Genomic DNA, 25,997 nt, shown 5'->3' with positions numbered 1-25,997 from the left:
GCGTTCACAACCGATAAAATCCGCAACCATCGAAGTTTTAACACTAGCCCTTTAAGGAGCAATCATCATGTCTGACAAATTTACTAATAACGTCCGCGCTCGTTTGTACAAACAGGGTTATCAAGGATTTACCAAGGACGATTATACGTCGGCAGCGATCGCTGTTGAGTGCGATGACCTTGACAATCCCACCAAAGAGCAATTGAGCCAAGCCGTTGACTATCTCAAAGTTAAAGCGACAAGCCAATTATCTGTAACTGATGAACCCGTTGAAGAAACCTTTCTTGTAGGCGTAGAAGATGCACAGACTGAGACTGATCTTCAAACAGGAGCGCTGACCGTGCAAGAACCAGAGAATCAGATTGTGCTAACTGAGCAGGAAAAGCAAGCCCTCGTTGCAGATATTGCACAGGGCGCAGGAATTGAACTGAAAGCGGCGGATGTGAAACAGATTACAGTGTCTATTGCTTCCACCTTCGCATCCAGAAAGGAGTTGAACGAGGCAATTTTTAACGCGCTCGTCCACTTTGCAAGGGAATTCAAGAATCAAGAAGTATCCAAAATCCGACGCAAAGCCGACGAAATCAGGCAGACACTCGCAGAAATGGATGATGTTGCAGGCAGTGAACTGACCCAAATCAAGCAAGCGATGGAGGCCACCGCCCTGGACTACAAAAGCCAGTTTGCAGACCTCGCGTTATCTTTCGCCGGAATCATCGACTAAGCCCGGAGGCAAGCTCACTTACAAACATTTGTTGATTGGGCTTGTGGGGATACCGTTACTAATTGCACTCGCGGCTCCCCTCTCTCAATGGTTTATGACGGAATGTTGCACATACAGGAGTCAAAAACGTGAAGCATATCAAGAATATCGTCAGTAAGCACGGCAGAAAGCTGAAAGCAAGGGCTGAGAAATTAGGCGTTGCTGATAGCTTAATCATGGGTTGCATCAATGGCGATGACGCAGCGCTGACCAAAGTAGGGGAAATGGGCAACGAAGGCGAACGCATCTTAACCATCATGCCCTACATCACAGATAACCTGTCAGCATTCATCAAGGGTACTGAGGAGTACAACAAAGGGCTAGTAGAGATTTACAAACAAGCTGGCGCGTCTGGTATTGCTCTGGACAAAGCTAATGCTGATTTAACGATCGCAAATTTCAAGTACGGTCATGAGCGCTCAGAAATCGGATTGAAACTGGCCAGCGACCGCACACTAGAGAATCAGCGCTACAGAGAAAGCATCGACCTAGTTAAGCTCAAGGCTTACATCGATTATCACATGAGCAAAGTTGACCATTTAGCATCTGCTAAATCGCAGTTAGCGCGACCCGTGAAGGCACAGCTAGACGCTGATAGGACTTATGAAACGGAAAAGGCAAAACACCTACTAACATACGGTGAAAGCTCAGACCTTGATTTAGTACCTCGTAAGTCATTTACGACTAACAAGTTAGTCCAAGCGTTCCGTACTGCTGTTTCTACGATTTTCGAGTAATTAGCATCTAAAAATCCCCTACTAAGTTACTGCTCAGTAGGGGAAGTCAAAATTTGTCATGAGAACAATGTTAGATGAACTTGACACCGAATTGCAAGACGGGGACACCGACAAATCACTCGATTATCAAGATTATCCTGACACTGCATTTACCCAGGATGAGCAAGAAGCTATTAAAAGATTCAAAGCGAAGGAAATTGAAAAGCTTAACCGTAGTCGCGCTGTTCTCAAAGGTATTGAATCCTGCGGCTGGGGTGTTACTTCCTATTGCTTGGCTAAGTATTTAGTAATAGCTACAGGCTCGGCGGGGCTAATGCCTGCGGTCGCTATTGTGTTGGGAATTAATCAAATAGTTAATCGTGATTTATTGGAGTTCACCGTAAATAAGTCTCCTGAAGGATGGGTTTTTACGGACATGGACAAGGCGATAAAGTTTCTTTTTCAAACATTATTTGGATGTTTCATTCTCTGGACTGCTATCGGTGATTTCTACACGACGATGCAGAACTCACATAAGACTTACGACAACATCAAAGCAACTGTAGAAGATTTTAACCGTTTGCCAGAATCAGACAAAACTATTGTATTTGTGGTGGGTGCATTAGTGGCAGGCAGTGTGGTTTACGGCATCCATAAATCTAAGTCATGAAGGCTCAATCCCTACTAAAAGTTGGCGCTGTCACAGCTTTACTTCTGGGGCTAGCAAGCGCTTATTATTACGGGCAGACACCGCACCCTTATCAGTTTACTGAAGTGCGATTTTGTCCGGCAACAGCTAATAAACGCACAATTAAGCATTATCAATTACCTGCAAAATCACAATCGGCACTTGATAATAAATACTGCCGTTTCAAGTACAGATTGCTCACAGAAGTATGGAAGTCACGACAGTTTAATGATGTTGTGTCTCTCCCTGACGGTGCTTTTATTACATCAGATTTGGCTCCATCAGAGAATCCTAGTCTGTGGTTATTAGTCGCGCCTGCTTTTGTCTGGATGGGTTATTACTGCTGGGCTGCAAAAGATGAGATTGATAACGAGTCAAGTTTTCAACGTCTCGAATATTTTAAGACAGCTATTAAGCGCCAAGGTTTAATTACTAGAACTGAGCGCGATTTGCAGTCACATGAATCAATACGGATTTCAGACAAGCATAAGAAGGATATCGACAGACGCGCTGATAATTTATTAGTCCAAGAACGCTATATCTCTCTTGAGGAATTACAGCAACAGTATCAGCGTCAATCAGAGCTTGAAGATTTGCAGTTTAGCAATACTAAAAAACAGTTCGCGGTCGCTGACTCCGTAGCTGATAAATCTATTGCTGAAAATAGAAGAGATAAGCGCAAAGCGGATGCAGAAAACATCAATCCCAGTAGTGAAAAAGTATCGGCTCCACAAGGAACGACCGCCCAAGAATTAGTTCAACTATTGAAAAATCATGAGGGCGGCTGGCTATGGGATGTCATTGAATCAACAAAACCAGTTTGGGTGCTAGGGGGTCAAGGTAGTGGTAAAAGCAGTTTTGCTGCATCAATTGTTATGTCTAGGAAGGCGATTTTTGATTGGAACATCACATCAATCGTTGATGCTCATGGACATAAGAACAGAGCTAAAGCTTGGAAGTTGTTGATACCTTTAGAGCCAGAATTAATCGGCGAACGCAACGATTATTTAGCTATTGGTGAGGCAATGGATGAAGCTGTTCAACGTTGGAGCGACCGCACAGAAAATGACACCCCTATTCAAACACTTTGGGATGAATTGACACAGCTTTCTCTGCAAGATGATTGTAAAGAATCAGTCAAAAAATTTGTGAGACATTCACTTACTGACGTTCGCAAGGCAGCAGAATATCTAGTTTGTATTTCTCATGCTTTTACTAATGCCGCTTCAGGCAATGCTGAGGGGTTTAATGATTTAAGGCAAAGCGAAACTATCCAAATCAAGCGCAAGTCAAAGAACGGTCGCGTACCTCTAAACCATGCTGAAATTAGTGGTCTTTATGATGACGATGGAAATCTGATTGAATCGAAGCGCGTCACAGTTCCAGACTGGTTTTATCCTGATAGCTTGCTCAGATTTATTAGCGCTCGTTAGAGAAATATTTCTCGTAAGTTACAAAACCGGAAAACTTTGTCGATTAAAAATAGTGAGGGATTTACATTTATGCACCCAATAGAATTTAAGAAAAAGTGGCAATTAACTTATAACGAGCTAGCACTAGTCTTAGGTTACGAAAATGATTTCACTGTCCGTTGTTGGGGGATAAATGGAGGACATAAGCGCAATCCTCAAAAAGTTGCTTATGTTGCTTGTCGCCTTCTAGATGAAAAATGGTCAGTTGAGGGGAAAGTTATAGATTCTTACCTTTGATAATTTATATCCGCGTGTCTGCTAGACACCTATTAGACACATAAATAAATAAATAATTTGACCAAAGCTAGAGTGCGGGGTAAGTCAAAGATTTATTGATGGTTCTGCACAAGTTTTCTATTTTTTCTGATGCCCCGTTATAAGTCAAATGTCCGCTAGACACTCCTAATTAATTACTTGAAATAGGTGAATACTATGCACCCAATAGAATTTAAGAAAAAATGGCAGTTAACTTACGACGAGCTAGCACTTGTTTTAGGTTATCAAGGTGATTATACTGTTCGTTCCTGGGGTACGAATGGAAGACACAAGCGCAATCCTCAAAATGTTGTTTATGTCGCTTGTCGCCTTCTAGATGAGAAATGGTCAACTCAGGGGAAACTTGTGGATTCTTACCTTTGACTCGCACCCTTCAGCACTGTTTTAGAACTGGGGTAGAGCGGGTGGCGTAGCGGAGTGTGGGGGGCGGGCTGCCCAGTCGCGGGCCACTCCACGAGTAAATTATTGCCCGTCCCCCACACCACCCGCTCTAAACGAAGTGTCCCCAGTTCGTCGGGGCCTCACGAGATGATGAGCTTGAAGTAATTCTGATATCGCAGTTGAATTTAAAAACTGATATTTGCAACTAAAAATCAAGCATCTTTAATGTGTAGTGCAGGTTAATAAATCTATACTCTTACGATAAATTAGGTGTTATTTTTATACATTTTTTGGGAAATATAAAATAAATAAACTTGCATAAATCGGAGATAAAAATAATGAATTTAACAGATTTAAAGTGGAGTAAAAATGTAAATTATCAAGGTTCTACTGTATTTTGGACTTTTCCCATAGATTCTATTTCAAAAATTTTTCTATTGCATTGGAAAAATACTAATGAAGATAATGCACGTAATCCTAAACAAGGCGAACTTATAATGATCAGACAGTATGCCCATGTAACTCACGTTGTCAAACTATTCAATAATACTCTTTATGGTGGTGATGGCTCTGGTTCTGAGTTTAACATTGGTCGTCTGATTCAAGTAGTTTGGGTTGCAAGTGATTTGGAAAACCCTCCAAATTACAAAGAAGTATTTGGTTGTCCAATTGTATTTCCTCCAGACGGGAAAGTGCATTTGTTAGAAAACAACAATAATTTTAAAGAACATTGGAATAACCACGGTGGATTCCTAGAATTTAAAAATTATGTTAAAGGTGTTTTAGATGAGTATGGAGAATGGAAAGAGCCATTAATTGAGTTATAAGAAGGTTGTCGAGATTTACACAGTTTTCTGTTAGTTTGCTTTTACCATTGTTTAAATTTAGGGTGAAATGAGCAGTGATAGCTTTCAGCTTTTAGGATGTACCTCATAGCTGCCGGAAGTGCTGTATTGCCCTTTATGGCAGGGCATAGCTCTTACGTTGATATCAAAATTGATAGCAGCGATGAAAAACACCTTCGTCCACTTGGGTAAAACCATAACATCTAGGCCCATGCAGCTGGATAATAGGTTGTGGTATTGGAAAACTCCGTTTTCAATACCGTAGCCTGGGTGGGGTCATGAGCAAAGATACAGAATCCGTTGAGTTGGTTGTAGTTCAAAAATTAGAAAATGCCCTCAGTGCGAAAATTGAGGCATACTTTGCTGGCTCCATTGACTCAGATCCCGACGTGCTTGAGGAGTTGCTTCGCTCGAAAAACAGTGAGGGAACCCGTAGAGGATACCGCCGAGACATTACGGATTTCTTTGTTCGCATGACTGGGCAACCACCACAACGCGATTCTATCTTGGAATTTTTACACTTGTCAGGTCACAAAGCTACCCAGGTAGTGACTAAATATAGAGCCATACTCAATGAAGCTGGGTTATCACCTAACACGATTAACCGCCGACTGGCTGCAATTAAATCTCTGATTACTTATGGGCGAAAGCTGGGTGTGTGCAACTATGCTGTGGATGTAGACAGTATCCCAGTGCAGCTCTACCGCGACACTAGCGGTGTCACTGAGCCGGAATTTTTGAGCGTGATCCGGCAGTGCGATCGCTCGACGTTGGCGGGGAAACGGGACTATGCTTTGTTGCTGCTACTGTGGGGCAATGCTTTGAGGAGAAATGAGATTAGCACCTTAGATGTAAGACATTTTGACGCATCTAGAGGGACGCTATCAATTTTTGGGAAGGGCAAGCAAGTACGAGTGACAGTCAATCTGCCAAAAGTCACGGTCATTGCGATTACTGACTGGTTGATTGCCCGTGGTGGTGAAATGTCTTTGTCCCGCCCGTTATTTACCTCGGTTGACTTTCAAAATTATGGTAACAGGTTAACTGGGGATGGCATTTATAAAATAGTTAAACGCTTGTTTAAACGGGCTGGTGTTGAAAAACACATGAGTCCGCACCGTTGCCGCCACAGTGCTATTACAGCTGTACTTGAAAAGACTGATGGCAATGTCCGCAAAGCTCAAAAACTCAGCAGACACGCCAAACTAAATACGCTGCAAATTTACGACGACAACCGCAACCGTGATCAACTGGAGATGTCTGAATTATTGATGGATGGGTTGGATTGAATGGGTTGCTAGACTATAGGTGAAGCGGACGGCGGCAGCAGAATTAGAGAATGCCATGAATGTTTCAGGGCACTGACTTAGGCACAGTAGAGCAAGCGTTTGAGCAAATTGAGTTAGACAAATAAGTTACTCAATTACTTAACTCAATTACTTATTACCAGAGATTTGGGAATTAGAATTTAGAAACGGGAGAGAACTGCGCGTTCAGAGGGCAATATCACTATCATGCGTGAAACCTTTAATCTCAAGGGATTTAAAAGAAAAGTTGATACTATTGTTGAAGCTGATCAACTTGTTTTAAGTTACCATCCTTCGTGGAACGGAATCAGGGAAGGGAGTTTAGGTCATTGGACTTGGTACTTCGTAGATGAAATTATTGCTGAAGCATGGCTACATCAAAAATTTGGATGGTGGCTCAAAATCAAAATTGTCGATATTAGCTAGATGCAATCAAGGTATGAGCCAAACAGGGAATAACAAGAAGATGGCTTCTCTTAACTGTGTAAGCTAGCGATCGCTATAAAGTGGCCGGGTACGCCATACCACCTTTACTATGTGTTTTCTAGTACATTACTAGCCAGTTGTATGTAGAGAAGCGATGACCGAGCGCTGTAGGTTGGCTGCTGAGTTCTACAGCGTTGGATCAACAACTGGCGATTTGTGGCTGTTCTGTCGATATCTCATTTAAACTCCAAAATACAGACAAGTTATGCCAAATTGCCAGAACCTTTGAACATATTGGTATAACTTCAACTTTTTCAAGCGAGGAAACCCCAAGCGTAGGCGCAGCCCTTAAAGTAGACATCGCCCCCTTACACCCCAAAATCCTGCTAAAATCCCTGTATTCAATACACCAACTACCATGTCTGGCAAAGGATTTGGACAACGCCAACCCACAAAAATCGATAAACTTGTTGAATCTGCGGTGTGTTATTGCCAACAGCGACAGCCAGAAGCATTAGACCAAATTTTTGACAATCTGCCTGTTAAGCTCAACCAGCAAGTGTTAAATGGTACAGTTGCAGCTTTAAAAAAAGACATTGATAGCCTCAGTTGGCTGTGTGGTTACTTTGCATCCGAAATTAACAGCACTGAGGACAACCAGAAGCCTCGCCATTCTATTGCAGAACTTAGCAAATTGCTCATGACATCAGGGATGGAACCTTTCGGTGATTTTGCCCCTTACCCCGGTTGTCGCATTGTTATACTCAACAACGAGAAATTTGAAGCACTGCCGCCTAGAGTGCAAGCAACAGTCAAAGAAGCTTTTGATGTGGTAGAAACTAGTGGGGAAGAGGCACAAAGGATAAATGAGGCGCTGCTACGAGAGTTGGAAGTGTAATAGATAGAACTGCCAGATGAGCGATAGCGCGATCGCACCCAATAACTTGTTAATAGGTTTATTGGTTCTGAGGGTAACTGAAGGCGAACGCTACTATTTAATAAACGCCTTGTAATCTTCAATTTTAGTAGCCAAGCGGGATGCTAGAAACGGGCTGGCATCGTGCAAAGATTCATAAATCTGAATACCTTCTTCTCGATATCGAATAATTTTGTCTTGATTCCAATAATGTGGAGGTGCTTGGAGGTTGCTGATTCTATCTGCTAATTTCACCATCGATATTTCTGGCGGTTGCTCTTTTATCCTTTGTAAACTGTCTGACATTTGGAGATGTTTTGCTAAAGTTTCATCTTTAGTTAATGCAAGTACACCATTAGCTACTGATTCACCAAATTCAGTTTTTATATCCTCAAATGTTGTATTAGTATCTTCGATGGTGTCATGTAAAATAGCACATTGAATAGCAAGATTTCCATCATGTTCTTTTTCCACACTTAAGGCTGCAATGACTTCCATACTTACAAAACTCAAGTGCATGATGTAAGGTAGATTTGACCCTGGCACTTTTTGACCTTGATGTGCATGTGCAGCAAATCTATAAGCTTTGATGTAGCTTTCTTGTGACCAGTTTTGTAAGCTGAGTTGATATGTTTGCATTGTTCGATTTTTGGGCGGGGCGATCGCAGCTTGCAACAAAAGTGAGTTATGATTTTGCAGGTTCTAATAAAACTGTTAAACTGTTTTCCCACTCATCGAAGAACCCATCAGGCCATCGGTCAATTCTGCTGTTTTTATCAATACGTGGTGATATAACTTTAATAAAAGCTTGAACTTGGTTTTCTTGACGTTGAAAGTAATGTAACTGCACATCCTCCGACTCAATTTTACCACCATGTACCGCAAGACGAATACCGTTTAGAATCTGGTCGCTATGAGTTTCTACCACCACTTGAACACCACAGTTAGCAGCCAGCGCTAACAACTTACCCAGCTTTATTTGTGCTTGGGGATGGAGTCCAGTTTCTGGGTGTTCAATCAGAATTAATGCACCTGGACTGGAGGCGAGGATTGCTAGGATAATTGGTAAAATGTAAGCAATGCCGTATCCAATATGATCACTAAATTTTAAGTTAACCAAATCCATATCTAGATGTGCGTCAACTTGGATGCGTAGTCCAGAACTTATTTCTCCCATCCATGCTTCAACTTGGTCTATCAAATTTGTTGATTTTGCTTGCGGGTGAGCGAGTTCGGCGATAGCGATTGGTTGACTACCGTATGTATAGAGAAAATGTGCTGTATATTCGCCAAGCACACCAATTTGTTTAAGTTCTTGCCTTTGGTAATTTAAGATTCCTGATGCAGTTGTTGCACGTTCTGATTGAAGGTGATAAAGTTGCCCGTTGAAAATGCTTGACTGATAAACATCGGCATCAACAGAGTTGAATCCACTCTCTAAAAAATTTGCTTCTCTCTCTAAGGAGTTGTAGTTAAAGTGCCAAATTCCTTTAGTTCCGTTTTTTAAACTAAGCTCAAATCCTACATAATCTTCTTTTGCATTTTCATACAAAGCATCCTGTGCCATACCAATATTTACCAAATTACCATTGAGCAATAAACCAGTGCTTTGTAGTAAATTTTGTTGGTAAGATTGATGCAGCAGTGAGAGTGCTTGCAACACAGAGGATTTACCAGTGCTATTATAACCAGAGAGTAGGGTAAGCGATTTGAATTCAACTAATTGATTCTCAAATGCTTTAAAATTTAGCAGCCGTAATGAGCTAATCATTAGAGTTAAAATATATATGTTATTGTTAATTAATTTTTATTCTAATTTTGTTGTGTAGTTAAAGCTATTTTAGAAAAATTATGTTTTTAGCAAATAACTGATATTTTAGTAGTATTGGCGGTTGATGATGGAATCTCAAAGTCTTCTGTTGGGACAGTATTTAAGCCTTATCGATTTTTGCACTTGCACTAACACTTATCAAAAGTACGCCAAGCAGATTAATCCGTTTCCTACAAAGTCCGAAAGTACAAAAGCTTTGCAAAATCTCTGCAAGCATATTGTTGATCCTATTATTCACCATTTTGGTCAAGAGCAGTTTCAACTTACTTATGGTTTCTGCTCCAAAGACTTGAAACGTTTCTTGGAGCAGAAAGACCCTGTAACAGGCTTAAAAAATGGACGGGTTGCCCCAAATCTTGACCAACACATGGCACATGAAGTTAACCGCAATGGAAAATATTACTGCGATCGCTTGGGAGCCGCTTGCGATTTTCGGATTGCAAATGTATCGAGCAACAAGGTTGTTGACTGGATTTTAGATGCACACTTGCCATTTGATAGGCTGTACTACTATGGCATCGATCGACCGATTCACATTAGCTATAGCGACAGTCATAGCCGTAGTATCTGCACGTTTACTGCAAGCGGGACACCTACTACAAAAGGTATTGAGGCTTGGATAGATTTAGCTAAAGAAATTAAATAGCGATGGCGTACCCGCCATGAACCGGTGGCATCGCATTGGCATTTGTATAACAGCAACTCAAGTTTTGGCTACTCGATGATGTTTCCATTTTCATCCCGCCTCACTTCCACCACCTTAACGTCAAAACTTTCCCACTCCTGGACAGTAAACCCTTCTGTGGTTTCCTCTGGATACCGCCGTGCCATTTCTTGCCATGCAGCTTCTTCGTTGATTGCCCAGATGTAATGCCCCTGTCGTTCTCTAAGGTCATCGCACCCAGTGCAGTCATGAGCATAAAGGGCATTACGGGTGCAACGGTATTCTTTCATATAAGTAAGAGCCAGAAAAGTATTTACCGTAAAATTCTAGTCCCAAAAACTTCTTTTGTTGATTCCAAAATTTAATTAGGGTATTCAAAATCTGGCTGCCAAGTTGAATTAATCAATGGGCCAGCCGCAGCTTCATAATAGTTGTTATTGATAAAACTAATTCTTTCCTTCTCTGTTTGCCCGGTCTGCTCCATTAATGCTACACGAAGAGGATGGTATTTACCGTGAATTTTCTTGTAAGTGTTAGGGGTTTGAACAAAATATTCATTTCTCTGATGTAACCTTTGCAAATAACGTTTATTAGGAAGTCGGTTAGATTTAGATAAATTACATTTTTGGCAAGCTAAGACTAAATTCCAAATGCCATTAATAGGATGAGCAATTCCATAATTAGCTAAATAATGAGCAAAAAAGTGGTCAACTTCTCCTAAATTATCTGATCCAGTTTCAATAGAAATATTTACATTGCAATAAAAACATTTACCTCGCTGGTAAGCGTTTAATGCACTTCTACACGAAGTTACATCTACTCTACGATTTTGATTAACTTGCGTAAAAAGAATTTTTTTGTCTTCGTCATAATTAACTGAGATGAGATTGCGAGAAATATTCAATTTCCATGCCGTCTCTACTAATCGCCACCGCGCTTCTACTTCTTGGGTGAAATTCTGGAATTGCTCAGTTTGTGCTAATCGAAATAGTTCATTCGTTACAGTAATACCACCTCTTGTCTTGTCAAAAAAGCGAACCGATAGCGGTTGTGAATTTACGTTATGAAACTTATCAAGCACGACTTTAAAACCCTCTTGAGCAGTTGTTGCAATCAATTTGTCTTTGGTAATTTCACCTTTGTTAAATTGCCGACAGGCTTGAATAAAAGGATATGGTTTGTCACTGGCTTGATTTTGGGTATCGCACTGTTGTAAATGCTCAACGACATATCGCGAGAATGGTTCGGCGAGTTCGTCTAGGGTAATTATTGTCTTTCCCATCGTTGCAAGCTCTAGCAGAGACTTTCCCAACGCAAATTTATAACACGCAACGTTTTTACCAAACAGAATAATTGAGCGCCAATAATCCTCTAGCTCTGGTTCAATCGCCAAAAACTTTGACTCGCTCATTGTATTTTTAGATACTCATTACTTTTGGCTACAGCCTAGCTTACAAGTAACTAAAAACACCTCGGTTACATTACGGTTATCAGTATTAATTAGCTAATATTTGCTGTAAAATATGCAGGTTGTAACCGCACGCGCATCATGACTCATCGGTATCCATTTAGCACAATTCACCCAGCCGCATATTACGGTCAGCGTGTAGCGGTTTACTTCAACCTGCATTACCACGTCTTTTCACTCAAGCAAGGGGGAAAAAGCGGGTCGCTCCTTAGTCATGCTGGGGTCTGTCAATTAACCGATGCCGTGTTTGAGGTTGAGCGCAAGGGACGAGAACGTGCGATCGCTCAAGGTCGCAAAAATGTCCACGCCTATGTTGTGGGTATTTTGCAGTCGTTAGGGTGGGATCAGCTGAGTGATAACGCAGTGCGATCGCTCATAGGATTAGGCTACCAACGGGTGACATATAACTTGCATCCCGACCACCCACTGTTTTATTGCAAAGATGTAATGCCTTATACACGAATAACTACTGCCAAAGCGGTTATTTTAAACGATAAAATTGCTCTAGCTCTAGTTGAGTAAATCAGTAAGAATTTGTGGCAGATGGCAAACGACCTATACAGTTATGTGAATAATGACGAAAAATCTCGCCTACTACATCAATAAGTTTGCCAATCTCAGGGTATCGCGTTCTAGTGGGGTTGCACCGAATAAACCTATTTTGCTGCTATCAATTATCGAGCTGATAAGCCAAGGGGAGATTAGGCGAAACCAAATTCCTTTATCGGCTGAACTCATCGCCACATTTCTTAAACTTTGGAGCCACCTAGAGCCAGTACGCAAACCAGATATTGGGCAACCGTTTTTTTACCTTAGAAGCGATGGCTTTTGGCATTTCCAACCCAATCTCGGCTTTGAATTAACGGTTACATCTAAAGCAAAAATTGTTACTCCTGGGGCTATTCGGCAGGCAGTTGAGTACGCCCACCTTGATGATGAACTCTGGTCACTGCTGCAAAACGAGAGCAATCGCACTGTACTAACCCACACACTCATTAATTCGTGGTTTAACGAGCGTACACAAGATATAGAGTCATTATTGCAAGTCAACGCCTTTGCTGAATTACAAGACCAGTTGCAGCGCACTGGTGGTAAGGTCTACCAGCCAGAGGAATTAGAAGATGAACAAGCTGTAATTGTGCGGGATGGTGCGTTCCGTAAAATCGTTGTCTCAACTTACAACCACACCTGCGCTTTTTGCGGGTTACAGATACTTGATTCACTTAGTCAAAACATCGTTGATGGCTCACACATCAAACCATTCTCCCAGTTCTACGATGACCGCATTGATAATGGGCTGTCACTATGCAAAAATCATCACTGGGCATTTGACCGCTTTTGGTTCACCATCAACGACGATTACACCATTATTGTTGCTGACAACCTGCGGGAAGATTCACCCAACGCTAGACCTATGAAAGAATTTAGGGGCGATCGCATTATCTTACCCACCAAGGAGCAGTATTATCCTAGACAGGATTCTCTACAATGGCATCGTGAAGAGTTTTCGAGGCGTGCTGCATGAGCAAAAAACCTAGAGGTTGGTTTAATGAAATTGTTATTCGTCCCGTTGTTCATGTAGACGGTTACGAAAGCTATGAGAAAATGTGCGGTATTGTTGCTGATGCGTATTTTTCTGCTACCGAAAAATTATTGCTTTCATCACTCAGAAGCAACCCCAAGGATTCAAGGTATATTAGCCTTTACACACTTTTGAAAGTAGGGCAAGCCAAATGCCCTGCTTACTGGGTAAATAATGATTTGTTGAGCGCATTGATGCAATCAAATTTAGATGTTGAAGTTGAAAATTTGCAATGGGCAATGAAAACAGGATTTTTTATGCTGCCCAAGGGTATAGTTTTTTCCCCAGAAAAACGTAGTATTGATGCAATTTTTTGGCATTATGATACATCTGATGACTTGCTTTATTGGGCTGCAATCGATGGAGATAGTGTTTTCTGCCGCAGATTCAAAGTTAGTGATAATCTAAAAAAGTTCAGATATACCGATGTTACAGATTTTAGTCCGCAGGTAGTTGTAGAATTTAATGAATATTTGCACTCAATTTTACTACGATTGATTTTGATTATGGAGTGCCGCCCTGAACTTGTAGATACAACAAGCGAACTAGTTAGGGTGAATAGGGGTTTTGGCAAAGCGCAAGCGCAAGATTTTTATCAACCACTTTGGCTAGGACTTGGATATCGATTCAAACGTGAAGGGACGCAAAGCAGTGAAGGTAGTAGCGGTACACATGGTACTAAGAGCGTTCATTGGCGCAGAGGATTCTTACGCAATCAGCCTTACGGAGAAGGCAGACAGCAAAGAAAACTAGTTTGGATTGAGCCAGTTTTAGTAATGGGTGGAAAAGAATCATCATGATAACAGACGATGAAATTAATGGCAAATATGAATCTGCTCAAGACAGATTAATTCAAGAAATTGACAGGATAAAGTTACCAGCCTTAGTTGACAATATCAGGTCTAATCCTAATTACATGGTGATTGATAATGAGAGTCAATCTGTTGGGAATTGGAATAATGTAAAAAAATCCAAGCTAATGGAATCTTTTCTTATTAATTTCCCTGTAATGCCAATTGTTCTCTATGAAAGGTCAGATCATACACACGAAGTTATTGATGGCAAACAAAGGTTAAAAGCAATTGTCGATTTTTACACTAATCAATTAGTTTTGAGCGGATTAGAAGTTAAGACAGAACTAAATGGATGCACTTATGCTACTCTTCCATATCATTCAAAGACAGTGCTTAATCACCATTCTCTATCTTTGATATCGATTATCCCTTCAGAGGATGCCAGCCCCGAAGAAATAGCAAAAATCATAGAGATTATTGCAGAACGCCTTAATTAAAGGGCTGCGATGGCGTACCAGATCATCAATAGGAAAAAGGAAGCCTTGGGCTAGCGAAAATGTGTTGGCAGCTATCAGTTAGCTAAACGCAGAGATTGTAAATTCATAGTAAACTATGTACAATAGAAGAGTAAGCGATCGCACATTCTGACTATCCCGATTAAAACCATCATGAAACTGCAACGTATTGAGGCAGGTGAATATCTTACTGCTGATGGTAGGTTTTACGTCCGCAATACTTACTATTCCAACGGATTACCTGGACGGAGTAACACAAGTTCGGGGTGGTTGATTGAAGATAGAAGCGGGGCAACTCCTTTTCAAAGAAACCACCATAAAAGTAACCTGCGGCGTGTGGATACGCTGACAGAAGCGAAAGAAATTATTGGTCTAGTTGTCGAGTGCGATCGCAAAGAGCAGACATTACGTGATGCCGGATGGCAGAAACAAGAAAACTGTCAACCTCCGGGTTTGTGTTGGCTGTCTCCTCACACTGGTAGATTGTTAACTCGAAGTGAAGCATTGCTGGAATTGAGTTTGATGCTATGAGCAATAATCCTATGACTAATGAAGAGAAAGTATCTCTAGAAAATGCCATCAAAGTTTATGTAGAAATGGGTGTACTAAATCGAGTTTCACAATCAACAAAAACATTTTTAGCTCGTGTTCCAGGTATAGATACTCGGAGGCTACAAACTCTCATTAAAAACCAAAGTCAAGAAATTGCAGCAATGGCTGGGGCTAAAGATGTGATTTATAAAACTGGTGACTATCTCCCTTCGGGTCGTGGTGCTTTCGGTCTTAGGAGTGGTGGTGAACGTGCGGTAAATATTTCACCATCAATTGAGTTTATTTTTTAATAAAAAAATATGAACACATTAGAACTAAAACCAGGGGATAAAATCGGAGTATTTTTCTATGATGACAAGCGTGGCGCTAAAGCCGTAATTGAAGAAGTTGATAAAGTATCACCAACTGGTATAGTTACTCTCAAATCAGGAACTCGCTACACTTCCAAAGGGACAGAAATCGGCGCTCTTGGCGACCCGACTTATTTATGTACCACACAAAAAGCTCAAGCTGTCATAGAGAAGGCCGAACAACGTAAACAACAAAAAGAAGAAGAATATAAGGCATACATAGCATCACCTGAAGGTAGACGTGATAAAGCTGCGGCATCAGCAGTAAATGCTGCTATTAAAGCACTCAATCAATATGGCTGGTATGCTGATGTTGATGGTCACATGGATGCTATGGAATCAGAAATTGAGCAAATTATCAAAAAATATGTCAGCGAACACAAACCTATTAGCTAAAGATTCAGGTATTTCATTAATTGAGGTTAACTTTTATGTTTGAACCAAACGCAGAAGGTCAAGTCAGACTGTACTTTACAGAAGAGAAAATTTGTATTGGTTCATATAAAGAAGTAGAAAAGTACGAGCGAGAAACCAAAAACAGCTATTGGGCATCTGATTTTTTTGAATTACCACCAGACTATAACCCAATTGGTAAAACAGCAGATGAGATTAAGTTAGCTGTGAGAGAAGTACTTTTATCAAAGTTACTGAAGAAAAGCTTAGGTCTGTGATTTAACCTTATATGTACTACGGATACCGTTGCTATACCAAAGAAGATAAGCCTTTGGGGTGGCTATACACATTTGATTCTAATCTTGAATATGCTTTTATAAATAAAAGTTTCCATTTGTGCAAGCGATGGAAAACAGAAAAAGGAGCTAAAAAACACTTCGATCATTACAACAATAATTGGCAATTTAAGAGTAAAGGAGGCTATCTCAAAATTGAGATAATGCCAGAAATTACTGATAATGAAAAAGAAAAGTCTTCTCAGCAGCGATGGAATGAAGCCAATCGTGATGCACTTTACCAAGCTCAAGAAAATTACAACCAGAAGCGCCCTATAATGTCATTTCGTCCAAAAGCCGAACTGTTGGAATGGCTGGACGAGGAACGCGAAACTGATGACAATGGTGAACCAGAAACTGATGCTTCACTCCTAAATCGGAAGTTAGAAAAACTCAGACACTTAGAACAAAAAGGATTTTAGCGATTCGTTTAAGGGAAATTAAAATGCCAAATAAAATATTAAAGTTTGAACTAATTGAAGGGCTACCAGAAGATAATGGAACTTATTTTGTATTATTAGAAGATGGTTCGATAAAAGAAGGATATTTTGGCTCATTCTCTTTTCCTTATCATCAAGAAAATTTTGTTAGAATTGCTAACTGTGAAGATAAGCAATTTCATTATGAAAAATTTATTGGTTGGCTAAAGCCTATAGAATAGAATGATTTTTTGACTAAAATAATAGGTATAAAATGGAAATAAGGATAATTTATATTTATAATTAGGTCAAAAACTAATAGTTTTATATATACAAAAATTTTAATTTTATGAGTAATAAAGAAGCGACAAGTGAAGTATTTAAAAATCAGAGTTACATGACCCCAGAACAGCTAAATATTGCTGAAGAATTTCAGAAGACGATAGAAGCTGAGTATGCGCTTTGTGCTGGGGAAATGAAAAAAGCGAATATTGCAGCAGCATCTGGAGCTACATCAACTAACTCAGATGAAAAATTATCAATAAACTATGCCTGTTTAGAAATTGATGCGATTCGTGAATACTGGTTCAATCGGCTAGTCAGCCTCATACAAATCATCGAACACCGAAATCCACAACTTGAAAAAGAACTAGCAAGGAAGTATTTAAATAATGAGCAGTAACTTAGACCGACTGCTAGCAATATTAAAAGAACAAGCAGACTTGATTGATCAACTTAACACACGTTCTAACTTTCAATACAAAAGTACACAAAGGCTAGTTTTGGATTATGGTAAACCTTTTGTAACTCAGGTTAAATCACTATTTAAAGGTGAACGTAAAGCTTGCTTTGAAAATTGTTACAAGGCATTATGGGACTATTCGCAACTAAGTTACTGTGAAGGCTTTGCTATTGATGATGAGTTGGATTTTGCAGTACCTCATGCTTGGTTAGTTAATAACGCAATGGAAGTAATTGACCCTACATGGATTGGAAATAAGTTTAAAGGCAGTACTTATTTTGGAGTAGTTTTCAATAGAGAATTTGTGATGGAGATGGCGGAAAAGACCAGAAGTTACGGCATCCTTGATAGCGACTATATGAATGAACACCAACTTAAACGAGAAGGATTTCCGCCTCATGCACTACTTCATAAGCAGGCGATAGATGCTCAATGGTAGTGTGATCGCTCCCCACAGCAAGGAAAACAAAGGAGCGTAGGCACAGCCAGATGTAGGCATCGCACCCTAACTTGATGGACTATTTAGTGGGTAATAACCTGATTATTCCTGAAAAATGAGATAATTTTCTAATATATATAAATCATGAGGATATGCAATGGCTAATATTTTAAAAGACTCTTTCGATTTTCCTAAAATTTCTAAATATTCTGGTTTTTCTCCAAACAAAGACAGCTATATTGTCTACTGTGTTGAGTTTGAAGGACGAGAATTAGGATATTGGATTTCTGGTACTGGAGAATGGCAGGATTTCAGGGATAATGATACAGATTTTGAAAGTTTAGAAAAATGCCTTGAAGGGCTTTATGAGATGTACCAATATGACGAAGATTACGAGTTTAGGTACTGGGTTCAAAAAGTGAAAATTAAAGCAGAAATGATTTAGGTGGCAAGGAGTTGCTGAATTATTTACCTAAAGATATCGCTACTCTACAGAAACAGTTTTGGGTGCAATGCCTGCGGTGGGCGGGTACGTCATCGCGTATGCCATAATATTCAGTACTCAAGTAATATTGCAGTGACGAAGATATGTTAGCTGGTGCAGCACTCCGTAAAACAGGAATTGGTTGGCAATTTGCATCAGAAGCAGCATTAGAAGATTTTGTTTGGGATAACCTACAGCAGTTATCAGGCTTAAAACCTTTAAAACGACAATATGCTGTTAAGGGCGAAATCTGCGATATCTTAGCACTTAACAACACGAGACAATTAGTAATTTTAGAACTCAAAAATACTGAAGATAGATATGTTGTCCAGCAACTAACTCGCTACTACGATAACTTACTAGACGAGAAACCATTTCAAGAGCAAATTGATTACAATCAGCCTGTCCGGTTAATTGCGATCGCACCCTCATTTCACAGACATAATCTGATTGACCGCAAACACACAAAGTTGATAGTTGATTTTTTGCAGGTTACTGTTGCCCAGATTAATCAAAATTTTCACTTACAACTGCAAGATATTGATACTAATCAAACTTGGTCAATTCCGATTCCCTATCAGGAACTTGACATTAACACTGTATCAAGCAATATTTCAGAACCACCGCAATTACTTTTAGATTGGCTTGGTGCTTGCACTGGAGAAGAACAACAAGCAATTCTCAGGCTTAGAGAGAAAGTTATTGGCTTTGATGGGCGAATCAAAGAAGAAATTGAAGGTAGGAATACTATTAGATATGGCAGAGGTAAGGCTAAACCAGTAGTTGAGTTATGTTTTCAAAGAAAGATTAATAAACCAGTCATATTTCTATGGCTACCTACTCCAAGCTCATTATTATTTACACAAAGAAGACAAGTGATTGGCAGAATGAGGCTGTGGATGGATGGATCTGTTGTTACCCATGTTGGTCATATACCAGAAGGTTTCGGTCGAATGAGGCTGCAATCTGAATGGGATGCCATGCCACGAGAAAAAAGACCTAGAAATTTGTATTGGAGCCTTTCTTATAAATCATTTTCTCCTGTGGGAATTAACACTTATAAGGAGTTAATTCCAAATCCTGATTCCCTAGAATCATTAGCAGATTTAGCACTTGGAAAGTGGTTAGCAAGAATATAAATTATTCTGATTTAGTCATCTGGAAATTGCCAAGATGAAATACTTTCTACATCTTTGCTACTGCATTGAATACAAGTAACATCAAATGCTGAATCCATCCACTCATAACCGCAAGTACGACAATGACAAAAAATATTATTGCGGTTGGCATCTTTTATACCCTGATGCCATTGCTGTAGTTGGTCTGGATGTTGAAACGGAAAATTATCAGACATTCTCGTAAGCCCCTTATCGTCACAAAAAAAGTTTATCCAAACGGTTGCCCCCACAGATCCCAGTTCTCCTTATTGAACGGCGATCGCCACTTCAAAATCAGACTCAACTCCAATTCCTGCCGTGAGCGTCGGTCTGTGGGTGCATCCCACCAGAAAGCGATGCTCACTTCCCGTTGCAGTCCATAATGATGATGCAGTGAATGGTAACTATCTAAATATTGCTTGCATCCATGCTCACCTTTCCACCGTTTACCAGAACGGCAAGTTTCACCAACATACAACAGCAAGGGCATGGCATTATCGATCACAAAATAAATAGCGGCGCTACCCGCATCTGTTGGCATCCTGTAAAATGCCATTGATTGCAAGGGCAGAGTAAAAGGATCTATCGCGTCTGGGTCGCAGTGCTTTGGTGCAATGTCGAATAATGTCGCCTGCTGCACTGGCTTGGTTTCCCTTACACGTTGCTGATAGCCCAAAATTTGCGCTTTCCACTTCAGCAGCGCATCAGCACTCATAACCAGCGCCTCTGCTCTAGGTGCTGGTGTGAGGGTCAAATTAGAAAATAGGTTTAGCTGGTTGTCTTTCAAGATCATCACTGGGAGTTACTTTCCCAGTAGATTATCACCCACAACTGAGCGTTAATTGATTTGCAAGAAGCGATCACTAGCTGGATGCCTAAATTTTTATCCTTTTTACTTAAACACGTTAAGTAATTAAGTAGAAAACCAACTGCATTCCGATCACAGTGGCATCCTTCCATTGCTGGGATTATACTTATCTCAGTTAAGTAATTGAGTTAAGTAAATGCCCATTATTTCGTTTTGCAATCAGAAGGGAGGTTGCGGAAAAACAGTAGGGGCAGTTCATTTCGCCTCTTGGCTGCACCGCAAGCGCAAGAAAATACACTTTGTTGATGCAGATCCGCAAAGCAGTGGAGCAACATGGATGTCCCTGCTGTCTAGTCAAATCCCGACATCGAAAATTACTGACGCTAACGAATTAATTGAAAAATTACCAGAGCTTGCCGAAGAATTTCAGTTTGTAGTTGTGGACGGTGCGCCAAATACCACAGAATCCACTAGAGCAATTTTGTGCTTGTCAGATGTTTCGGTAACTCCGGTTCAACCGACTGGACTGGATCTACATTCGGCTTCGGAAGCAATACGGTTAATCAAGTCGGCACAGAAAATATCGGGTGGGCTACCAAAGCCAGCAGTATTTCTCTCTCGCGCGTCTAAAGGAACGAGGCTCAAAGAGGAGGCATTATCCCTACTTAGTAAAATTCCCGATGTTAAGTTGTTGAAAACTGTAATCCACAATAAGCAAGCGATTGCCGATTGTTTTACCCAGGAAGCAACTATCTGGGAAATGAAAGGAGCCAAAGATTCGGCTGAAGAATTTGAGCAATTGTGCAAAGAGATTTTTGGGTTACTGAAATGAATGCTAAACGAAAAAGGTTAGACGATAACGCCGATAAGTTCATTTTTGGTGATGATGAACCAGATAAAAAAACTACTGGTGTGGCTAAAAAACAAGAGTTACAGTCAAGCGATTTATTAAGTAAATTAACTCAAGAATCTACACCAAGAGAAAGACCCATTCGAGTCAGTTTGGATCTATCTCCAGAAATGCACTCTAAACTGACTAACCTAGCTAACCGCACTGGCAGAAAAAAAGCTGAAATTCTCCGAGTCCTTCTAGAGCAAGCATTTGAGGTAATTGACCTAGAGTAATTAGTTACTTAATTACTTAACTCAATTACTTAACTTAATTATTTAAGACTGAAATACTAATTCTGCAACTTTTGTTGTAGTTTTTATATATCTGTCACTAACTTTCAGGAGTGTGTTGGCATAGCCCGTCGTAGACATCGCAGTAAGATAAATTCATCTTCCCCCTGGTCTTACACTTGCGGCTCGACCACCACAGCGTTTGCCGTCACGAGCAATATCATCAGGTACGTTGCAAACTCCAGATGAAGTGTTTCTTTCAACAGAGGCAGATGGCTTGCTATAATCAGCACCGTTATAGACACCATTGACTGGCAAAGTGGCATTAAGAATGGTAAGCATGGTGGCTTAGTAGGTGTGATTAGTTGGGTGCAACTCCCGAATTGGAAATATTCAAAAAACCGTAGGTATTGAGGTAATTAGCGAATCTAGTAGTTGATTTTACAGGAGACAAAGCAAATTTACTTAAGTTACCCTAAATAGACCACTCAAAAGCTGGGTAAATGAAGGAACTGGTATTACAGTAGCGAAACCAGCTTTGTTGATAGAGAGCGTAAACGCAGATGAACACAGCTAAACAACAAATTAGGTGGAAAAAAGTAGCCACAGTTGTAGGGATTGGAGCATTGATTTTAATGATTGGCACTACTGCTTATGATCGTTGGCGAGTAAGCCTTGGTTGGTGTGTTAGATTCAAGCCCGATGGTAGCCAAAAAGTTATGTATGGTGATGATTGTTGGAAATAATCAAATCCCAGACAACCCTAACCAACTATGCCCAGTGTTTAAAGCTGTAAGGGCTGTATAGTAAATTCGCTCCTTGTCGAAAACAATCTCATCAACTTTAATTGTCAGCATCAATCTTTATAATTTACTGGCACAATTTAAGTCAAAGATTGTTGCCTAGTTCATGCAATAAAAAATACATTTTATCCCTACTTCACCATTTTATTCTTTATCGCACATAAGCTGAGTCAACCCATATTTTTTTAATATGAAAATTAAAGTTACTCAGGTGGGAGCATCGCTGATCACTGGGTTAGTGCTGGGACTTTCACTACAAACTTTTTGGCAGTCAAGTGCAATTGCTAACACATCTGGGCGCGTTGCGGAACCCACCAGAATCCGCGACCCATACCAAGGGCAGGGTTGTCCATGCCCTTACGACCGTGCCAAAAATAATAGTCTCTGTGGAGGTAGATCAGCTTACGCCAAACTAGGGGGTAATGAGCCTGTCTGCTACGTTGGGGAAAATTCCTCTAGAGAAAAATGGTACTACTCACCTGAAACCAGTCACGTAGATCCACGTCCCGGAAGATAACGGTTTCTATAACCCAGATTTTTCACTTGTGAGAAATCCGGGTGTTAAGGTGTCTTCATTGAGGTACTTAAGCAGAGTTTCGATTTGGTGAACAGAATAGACATTAATCGGAAGCATGGGAGTATCAGAGCCACCAAGGATAGCTATTACTCGATGAGTATTGTAGTCTATATTTTTGAGCTTTTGTATCAGGCGTAAGCCCAGAACTGGAGTATTACACCGGGATTTAATAAAAGTTTCAATGTCGGAGCGGAATGTAACTTCGACACCAACTTTACCGGAAAACTTTAGAGCTTCAGAGAAAATAATTCCTGGCTCAACTATAGTTTGAGCTTTTGTTAAGGCGATGAAAAAGGTGGATTTAAAATCTTCAGGCATCCTATGCAGTTGACATTTTGTGGTTGCCAATGCTTCATCACTCACATATCCAAGGCTAATTTCTGAAGGTATGGGGCATTTTTCTAAATTAACTCGTGAACCGTAGACATCACCCAAAAGCTGTTTTCTGCGTTTAGCTTCTCCCATACTTCATCCCCTGTTACTACCATCAGTGTCTAACTAGAATACTAGCCAATGCTGCAAAGTCCAAAGCTAAAGCTTACGCTGTTACTGATTGAGAATGCAAAACTGCTCTCAAGTTTTGACAAGAGAGCAGCTAAAGAAGAGCGATAAATTTACATGGGGCTTCATAGATTCAATGCCCCGGTTACTGTATAGGTGGTTCGGTATGTAGGGATATACAGCTTACATGGTAGCAAGTTCCGAAAAAAATCATGTTCTTTACAGAGAATTCATGAATCGCACCAGGGAGAAGCGGTCAACTTCATACCTCAAACTAAGCCTGTTCAGCCCTCAACAACCCCACACCAAACACAATCCCAGTGAAGGAAGTAGGGTTTTGTTGTATGTGGTCATGAAGAAACGCCAGCTTCAGAGACAGCAGCGCCCACCTCTGCTTTTGCCTCCTTCGCCTTCTTTTCAAAAAGCTGAATTCCGGCATCAATAATTTCAAACCCGTTCTCCGTTCGCACACCAAGCTTGCCCGATACAGCCCCAGCCCAGTCTGCAAATTCCGAGGCGCTAGTTTCAGCCTTCCGCCAACTTTTGGCATTAACTTGAGCGGTGAAGACTATGCCGTTCTGATCAGTGAACTCGATTGCAACTTTCTTATTCTCAAGAGGTGTAGCTGTTGGTAGTTCGCCACTAAATTTTATTGTCACTTCGCTTTTGGCTTCCATCGCTTACCCCTGGCTCATCATCAATTTCATTTTTTCGCTCTTGATTTTATCAGAGCTTCCGAAAAACTTCGCATACTAAACATTATTTAACTAAAAGGCATTTATAAGGTATTTACAAGGATTTTTTTGAAAATGGCATTTGTAAGGTAAACCAATGGCATTTCAATGGCAAATATAAGGATTTATTTGCACCTTCAACACTGAAAATCACCGTTTTTTACAAAATCCTTCTTTTTTGCCAAAAATAAGGTAAAACAATGGCATTCCAATGGCATTTATAAGGTAAACATAAGGTAAATCTAAGGATTTAGACTTCAAAAACCTCATTTACCACCCTGATTTATCCGCCAAAAATTCCTGACCAAAACTCTCGCACAGTACGCAAAAAAGTTTGTCCAAGTTTTTACTATACTTCCACAATTTCAGGATTTAAGAACTCGTGGCTCGGAGTCGGCGAAGCGGAGTGGCTCTTGCGGGATGCAGGATCTAGTAAGCTCGACCAGTAATCTATCTGCCCGTAAGAGCCACCGACTCCGAGAGCGAAGCGGTCACGAGTTCGTCGGGTCAACATGAGGTTATCGGCTCAAACCCCGCCCCCGTTGCTTTTGCTCCAGCATCTCTTGCTGCTGTTGCTGCTGTTCAATAAGAATCTCATTCCAAGTTAGCCCCGACGGTACAATTCTTTTAGCCTGGGGTAAAATTTCCTGAACGACCTGGGCAGCATCATTTCCTTGATCATCATTATTAAATGCCAGCCCAATCCTGTTGATATTTCTGAGGAATTCTACTGGCAAGTTATTCGGGTCATCCACTGCCATGTACATTGTCCTAACTGGTGGTTGCCCCTTGTGTCCATCTCTGTCAATCTCTGCCATTGACAGCGCATCAATGGGGGAGTCACACAAAAATACTCTCTCGATTTTATCGTCTGCCTCTCCACCTAATTTCAGGTGAAACCACCCCTGAGAGCGATCGCCTCCGGCGGGGCGTAGCCCATCGCTGTTTTCGGGGTACTCCGTACAACGATTGTCAAGACGTGCGGTATCCCAAAGCAGTGCGCCTGACTTTTCACCGTTTAAATCCCGCTTGATAAAGACAACATTTCGGTGCTGGTCTATGTAACCCAACCCCTGCTGCTGTAATGGGTGTAAAAGGAAGTTTGTTATACCGCGTTTTTGAGTTAAGAAATGCTGTAATACTGGGCGTAGGCTTTCATCCTCTGGCGGTGGTGTAAACTGGGGTTGTTCTTGTAAGTGTGCCAGTTGATTGCTAGCGATTAGTACCAATTCTCTGGCTTCATCTTGTGTCCATCCGGCTGGACTGGCAAAGATAATTTCTTCAACATCTTGGACTGGCTTATTATCTAATAATGCCCTGATAGCGATTTCTTTATCTCGGTCAGTCACTAATAAGTTTTGCAAGTCGGCGCTGTAATACTTATATAACTCGGCTGTTTGATTCGGGGTTAGCTTTGGTTCATCTGTGGTTATAGTTGGAGTTTGATTAAGAGCAATTGCATCCACTGTTTTTTGCGATCTATGCAGTTGCTCCAAATAAACAATCGCTGCTTCCAGGTTGTCGAATATGGTTCTTCCGGCTTCTAGCTGCTGCTGAGATTGAGAAAGTTGTTGTGTTAATTCTAATACTGCTTCAGTTAATGCTGATTCAACAGTCGATTGCTCAACATAATCAGAAATTGATAAGATAGCTCTCTTTTCTACATAAGATTGCAACTCATTCGCCAGCAGTGCATCTAGGTCTTTAAATGTAGCTTTAGCTGTAACAAGCTGCTCTTTGTATTGAGAAAGTTGTTGCGTTAATTCTAATACTGCTTCAGTTAAGGCTGACTCGACAGTTGATTGCTCAATATAATCAGAAATTGATAAGATAGCTCTCTTCTCTGCATGAGATTGTAACTCAGCCGTCAATGCTGTTTCAAAGTCATTGAATGTAGTTTTCGCTTCAAGTAGCTGCTGCTGATTTTGAGAAAGTTG

Annotated in this window: 39 protein-coding genes and 1 pseudogene; 29 read left to right on the top strand and 11 right to left on the bottom strand. The window is 40.7% G+C overall.

The annotated features are described in order from the left end of the window. Window positions 1-67 precede the first annotated feature (67 nt). The 10 genes from VB732_RS28465 to VB732_RS28420 all read left to right on the top strand — a co-directional run bounded on the left by VB732_RS28465 (window position 68) and on the right by VB732_RS28420 (window position 7,772). Window positions 68-724 (top strand): hypothetical protein, encoded by a 657-nt coding sequence (locus VB732_RS28465; RefSeq protein WP_323234223.1) that lies wholly within the window; start codon window positions 68-70, stop codon window positions 722-724. Between the two features lie 128 nt (window positions 725-852). Continuing rightward, window positions 853-1,500 carry a hypothetical protein gene (locus VB732_RS28460; protein ID WP_323234222.1) on the top strand — a complete coding sequence of 216 codons (648 nt, stop codon included), beginning with the start codon at window positions 853-855 and terminating at the stop codon, window positions 1,498-1,500. Between the two features lie 58 nt (window positions 1,501-1,558). Then, window positions 1,559-2,149 (top strand): hypothetical protein, encoded by a 591-nt coding sequence (locus VB732_RS28455; protein ID WP_323234221.1) that lies wholly within the window; start codon window positions 1,559-1,561, stop codon window positions 2,147-2,149. Continuing rightward, the gene (locus VB732_RS28450; protein WP_323234220.1) at window positions 2,146-3,600 is read left to right on the top strand and encodes a hypothetical protein; all 1,455 of its coding nucleotides are present in this window, start codon (window positions 2,146-2,148) and stop codon (window positions 3,598-3,600) included. Before VB732_RS28455 ends, VB732_RS28450 begins: the two co-directional genes overlap by 4 nt. 69 nt (window positions 3,601-3,669) lie before the next feature. Continuing rightward, window positions 3,670-3,876: a hypothetical protein gene (locus tag VB732_RS28445; protein WP_323234219.1), complete on the top strand. Its 207-nt coding sequence runs from the start codon at window positions 3,670-3,672 to the stop codon at window positions 3,874-3,876. Window positions 3,877-4,071: 195 nt separating this feature from the next. After that, window positions 4,072-4,278, top strand: coding sequence for a hypothetical protein (locus tag VB732_RS28440; protein WP_114085451.1), 207 nt, complete (start codon window positions 4,072-4,074; stop codon window positions 4,276-4,278). A 356-nt stretch (window positions 4,279-4,634) separates the two neighbouring features. Continuing rightward, complete coding sequence (locus tag VB732_RS28435) at window positions 4,635-5,123, top strand: hypothetical protein (RefSeq protein WP_323234218.1); 489 nt, start codon at window positions 4,635-4,637, stop codon at window positions 5,121-5,123. 296 nt (window positions 5,124-5,419) lie between these two features. Then, complete coding sequence (locus VB732_RS28430) at window positions 5,420-6,430, top strand: tyrosine-type recombinase/integrase (protein WP_323234217.1); 1,011 nt, start codon at window positions 5,420-5,422, stop codon at window positions 6,428-6,430. A 225-nt stretch (window positions 6,431-6,655) separates the two neighbouring features. Then, the gene (locus tag VB732_RS28425) at window positions 6,656-6,874 is read left to right on the top strand and encodes a hypothetical protein (protein WP_323234216.1); all 219 of its coding nucleotides are present in this window, start codon (window positions 6,656-6,658) and stop codon (window positions 6,872-6,874) included. A 418-nt stretch (window positions 6,875-7,292) separates the two neighbouring features. Beyond that, window positions 7,293-7,772 carry a hypothetical protein gene (locus VB732_RS28420; RefSeq protein WP_323234215.1) on the top strand — a complete coding sequence of 160 codons (480 nt, stop codon included), beginning with the start codon at window positions 7,293-7,295 and terminating at the stop codon, window positions 7,770-7,772. A 93-nt stretch (window positions 7,773-7,865) separates the two neighbouring features. Here the strand turns inward: VB732_RS28420 and VB732_RS28415 are convergent, their stop codons facing one another. Beyond that, window positions 7,866-8,429: an HD domain-containing protein gene (locus tag VB732_RS28415; protein WP_323234214.1), complete on the bottom strand. Its 564-nt coding sequence runs from the start codon at window positions 8,427-8,429 to the stop codon at window positions 7,866-7,868. Between the two features lie 46 nt (window positions 8,430-8,475). Next, window positions 8,476-9,561, bottom strand: coding sequence for an AAA family ATPase (locus VB732_RS28410; protein WP_323234213.1), 1,086 nt, complete (start codon window positions 9,559-9,561; stop codon window positions 8,476-8,478). A gap of 124 nt (window positions 9,562-9,685) precedes the next feature. On the opposite strand from VB732_RS28410, the gene VB732_RS28405 reads away from it, so the two are divergent. After that, entirely contained in the window at window positions 9,686-10,267 is a 582-nt protein-coding gene (locus VB732_RS28405; RefSeq protein ID WP_323234212.1) for a hypothetical protein, read from the top strand. 68 nt (window positions 10,268-10,335) lie between these two features. On the opposite strand, the gene VB732_RS28400 is transcribed toward VB732_RS28405, so the two are convergent. Both VB732_RS28400 and VB732_RS28395 read right to left on the bottom strand, forming a co-directional pair. After that, entirely contained in the window at window positions 10,336-10,575 is a 240-nt protein-coding gene (locus tag VB732_RS28400; protein WP_323234211.1) for a hypothetical protein, read from the bottom strand. Window positions 10,576-10,646: 71 nt separating this feature from the next. Beyond that, the gene (locus VB732_RS28395; RefSeq protein ID WP_323234210.1) at window positions 10,647-11,696 is read right to left on the bottom strand and encodes a hypothetical protein; all 1,050 of its coding nucleotides are present in this window, start codon (window positions 11,694-11,696) and stop codon (window positions 10,647-10,649) included. A gap of 138 nt (window positions 11,697-11,834) precedes the next feature. Here VB732_RS28395 and VB732_RS28390 point away from each other — a divergent pair, with 138 nt between their 5' ends. The 14 genes from VB732_RS28390 (at window position 11,835) to VB732_RS28325 (ending at window position 19,497) form a co-directional block, all read left to right on the top strand. Then, window positions 11,835-12,275, top strand: a complete 441-nt coding sequence (locus tag VB732_RS28390) for a hypothetical protein (protein WP_323234209.1) — start codon at window positions 11,835-11,837, stop codon at window positions 12,273-12,275. Window positions 12,276-12,327: 52 nt separating this feature from the next. After that, window positions 12,328-13,278 (top strand): HNH endonuclease, encoded by a 951-nt coding sequence (locus tag VB732_RS28385; RefSeq protein ID WP_323234208.1) that lies wholly within the window; start codon window positions 12,328-12,330, stop codon window positions 13,276-13,278. Further along, window positions 13,275-14,135, top strand: coding sequence for a hypothetical protein (locus tag VB732_RS28380; RefSeq protein WP_114084191.1), 861 nt, complete (start codon window positions 13,275-13,277; stop codon window positions 14,133-14,135). The genes VB732_RS28385 and VB732_RS28380 overlap by 4 nt, the downstream gene beginning before the upstream one ends. Beyond that, window positions 14,132-14,626: a DUF262 domain-containing protein gene (locus tag VB732_RS28375; protein ID WP_323234207.1), complete on the top strand. Its 495-nt coding sequence runs from the start codon at window positions 14,132-14,134 to the stop codon at window positions 14,624-14,626. The genes VB732_RS28380 and VB732_RS28375 overlap by 4 nt, the downstream gene beginning before the upstream one ends. Before the next feature lie 171 nt (window positions 14,627-14,797). Then, window positions 14,798-15,175, top strand: coding sequence for a hypothetical protein (locus VB732_RS28370; RefSeq protein WP_323234206.1), 378 nt, complete (start codon window positions 14,798-14,800; stop codon window positions 15,173-15,175). Next, the gene (locus VB732_RS28365; RefSeq protein ID WP_323234205.1) at window positions 15,172-15,486 is read left to right on the top strand and encodes a hypothetical protein; all 315 of its coding nucleotides are present in this window, start codon (window positions 15,172-15,174) and stop codon (window positions 15,484-15,486) included. The genes VB732_RS28370 and VB732_RS28365 overlap by 4 nt, the downstream gene beginning before the upstream one ends. Window positions 15,487-15,495: 9 nt before the next feature. Further along, on the top strand, window positions 15,496-15,942 hold the full coding sequence (locus VB732_RS28360; RefSeq protein ID WP_323234204.1) for a hypothetical protein: 447 nt from the start codon (window positions 15,496-15,498) through the stop codon (window positions 15,940-15,942). A gap of 35 nt (window positions 15,943-15,977) precedes the next feature. Then, on the top strand, window positions 15,978-16,217 hold the full coding sequence (locus VB732_RS28355; protein ID WP_323234203.1) for a hypothetical protein: 240 nt from the start codon (window positions 15,978-15,980) through the stop codon (window positions 16,215-16,217). Between the two features lie 11 nt (window positions 16,218-16,228). Continuing rightward, window positions 16,229-16,696, top strand: a complete 468-nt coding sequence (locus tag VB732_RS28350; protein WP_323234202.1) for a hypothetical protein — start codon at window positions 16,229-16,231, stop codon at window positions 16,694-16,696. Window positions 16,697-16,719: 23 nt separating this feature from the next. Further along, entirely contained in the window at window positions 16,720-16,935 is a 216-nt protein-coding gene (locus VB732_RS28345; protein WP_292705464.1) for a hypothetical protein, read from the top strand. 107 nt (window positions 16,936-17,042) lie between these two features. Further along, a complete protein-coding gene (locus VB732_RS28340; protein WP_323234201.1) occupies window positions 17,043-17,375 on the top strand; it encodes a hypothetical protein in 333 nt (110 codons plus the stop codon). Next, window positions 17,365-17,874, top strand: a complete 510-nt coding sequence (locus tag VB732_RS28335; protein WP_323234200.1) for a hypothetical protein — start codon at window positions 17,365-17,367, stop codon at window positions 17,872-17,874. The genes VB732_RS28340 and VB732_RS28335 overlap by 11 nt, the downstream gene beginning before the upstream one ends. A 157-nt stretch (window positions 17,875-18,031) precedes the next feature. Then, the gene (locus tag VB732_RS28330; protein ID WP_104902517.1) at window positions 18,032-18,319 is read left to right on the top strand and encodes a hypothetical protein; all 288 of its coding nucleotides are present in this window, start codon (window positions 18,032-18,034) and stop codon (window positions 18,317-18,319) included. Between the two features lie 143 nt (window positions 18,320-18,462). Beyond that, a complete protein-coding gene (locus VB732_RS28325; protein ID WP_323234199.1) occupies window positions 18,463-19,497 on the top strand; it encodes an endonuclease NucS domain-containing protein in 1,035 nt (344 codons plus the stop codon). Between the two features lie 11 nt (window positions 19,498-19,508). Here the strand turns inward: VB732_RS28325 and VB732_RS28320 are convergent, their stop codons facing one another. Next, on the bottom strand, window positions 19,509-19,712 hold the full coding sequence (locus VB732_RS28320; RefSeq protein ID WP_323234198.1) for a hypothetical protein: 204 nt from the start codon (window positions 19,710-19,712) through the stop codon (window positions 19,509-19,511). Window positions 19,713-19,744: 32 nt separating this feature from the next. Next, window positions 19,745-20,308, bottom strand: coding sequence for a GIY-YIG nuclease family protein (locus tag VB732_RS28315; RefSeq protein ID WP_323234224.1), 564 nt, complete (start codon window positions 20,306-20,308; stop codon window positions 19,745-19,747). A 211-nt stretch (window positions 20,309-20,519) separates the two neighbouring features. Here VB732_RS28315 and VB732_RS28310 point away from each other — a divergent pair, with 211 nt between their 5' ends. Both VB732_RS28310 and VB732_RS28305 read left to right on the top strand, forming a co-directional pair. Then, complete coding sequence (locus tag VB732_RS28310; RefSeq protein WP_190938018.1) at window positions 20,520-21,155, top strand: AAA family ATPase; 636 nt, start codon at window positions 20,520-20,522, stop codon at window positions 21,153-21,155. Continuing rightward, entirely contained in the window at window positions 21,152-21,448 is a 297-nt protein-coding gene (locus tag VB732_RS28305; protein ID WP_194144614.1) for a hypothetical protein, read from the top strand. The genes VB732_RS28310 and VB732_RS28305 overlap by 4 nt, the downstream gene beginning before the upstream one ends. Before the next feature lie 153 nt (window positions 21,449-21,601). Here the strand turns inward: VB732_RS28305 and VB732_RS28300 are convergent, their stop codons facing one another. Next, entirely contained in the window at window positions 21,602-21,787 is a 186-nt protein-coding gene (locus VB732_RS28300; protein WP_323234197.1) for a hypothetical protein, read from the bottom strand. 221 nt (window positions 21,788-22,008) lie between these two features. Here VB732_RS28300 and VB732_RS28295 point away from each other — a divergent pair, with 221 nt between their 5' ends. Continuing rightward, window positions 22,009-22,191 carry a hypothetical protein gene (locus VB732_RS28295; RefSeq protein WP_323234196.1) on the top strand — a complete coding sequence of 61 codons (183 nt, stop codon included), beginning with the start codon at window positions 22,009-22,011 and terminating at the stop codon, window positions 22,189-22,191. 247 nt (window positions 22,192-22,438) lie between these two features. Next, a complete protein-coding gene (locus VB732_RS28290; protein ID WP_323234195.1) occupies window positions 22,439-22,765 on the top strand; it encodes a hypothetical protein in 327 nt (108 codons plus the stop codon). Between the two features lie 6 nt (window positions 22,766-22,771). Here the strand turns inward: VB732_RS28290 and VB732_RS28285 are convergent, their stop codons facing one another. The 4 genes and pseudogenes from VB732_RS28285 to VB732_RS28270 all read right to left on the bottom strand — a co-directional run. After that, on the bottom strand, window positions 22,772-23,290 hold the full coding sequence (locus VB732_RS28285; protein WP_323234194.1) for a hypothetical protein: 519 nt from the start codon (window positions 23,288-23,290) through the stop codon (window positions 22,772-22,774). A gap of 386 nt (window positions 23,291-23,676) precedes the next feature. Then, entirely contained in the window at window positions 23,677-24,003 is a 327-nt protein-coding gene (locus VB732_RS28280) for a hypothetical protein (protein ID WP_323234193.1), read from the bottom strand. A 406-nt stretch (window positions 24,004-24,409) separates the two neighbouring features. Continuing rightward, the gene (locus VB732_RS28275) at window positions 24,410-24,574 is read right to left on the bottom strand and encodes a hypothetical protein (RefSeq protein ID WP_323234192.1); all 165 of its coding nucleotides are present in this window, start codon (window positions 24,572-24,574) and stop codon (window positions 24,410-24,412) included. A 4-nt stretch (window positions 24,575-24,578) separates the two neighbouring features. Next, a pseudogene (locus tag VB732_RS28270) lies at window positions 24,579-25,997 on the bottom strand (hypothetical protein); the annotation flags it as partial.

Origin of the sequence: Nostoc sp. UHCC 0252 (assembly GCF_034931145.1) — a bacterium.
Classification (GTDB): domain Bacteria; phylum Cyanobacteriota; class Cyanobacteriia; order Cyanobacteriales; family Nostocaceae; genus Nostoc.
Note: the sequence above shows the minus strand (reverse complement) of the source record. Positions and strands in the feature narration are given on the sequence as shown.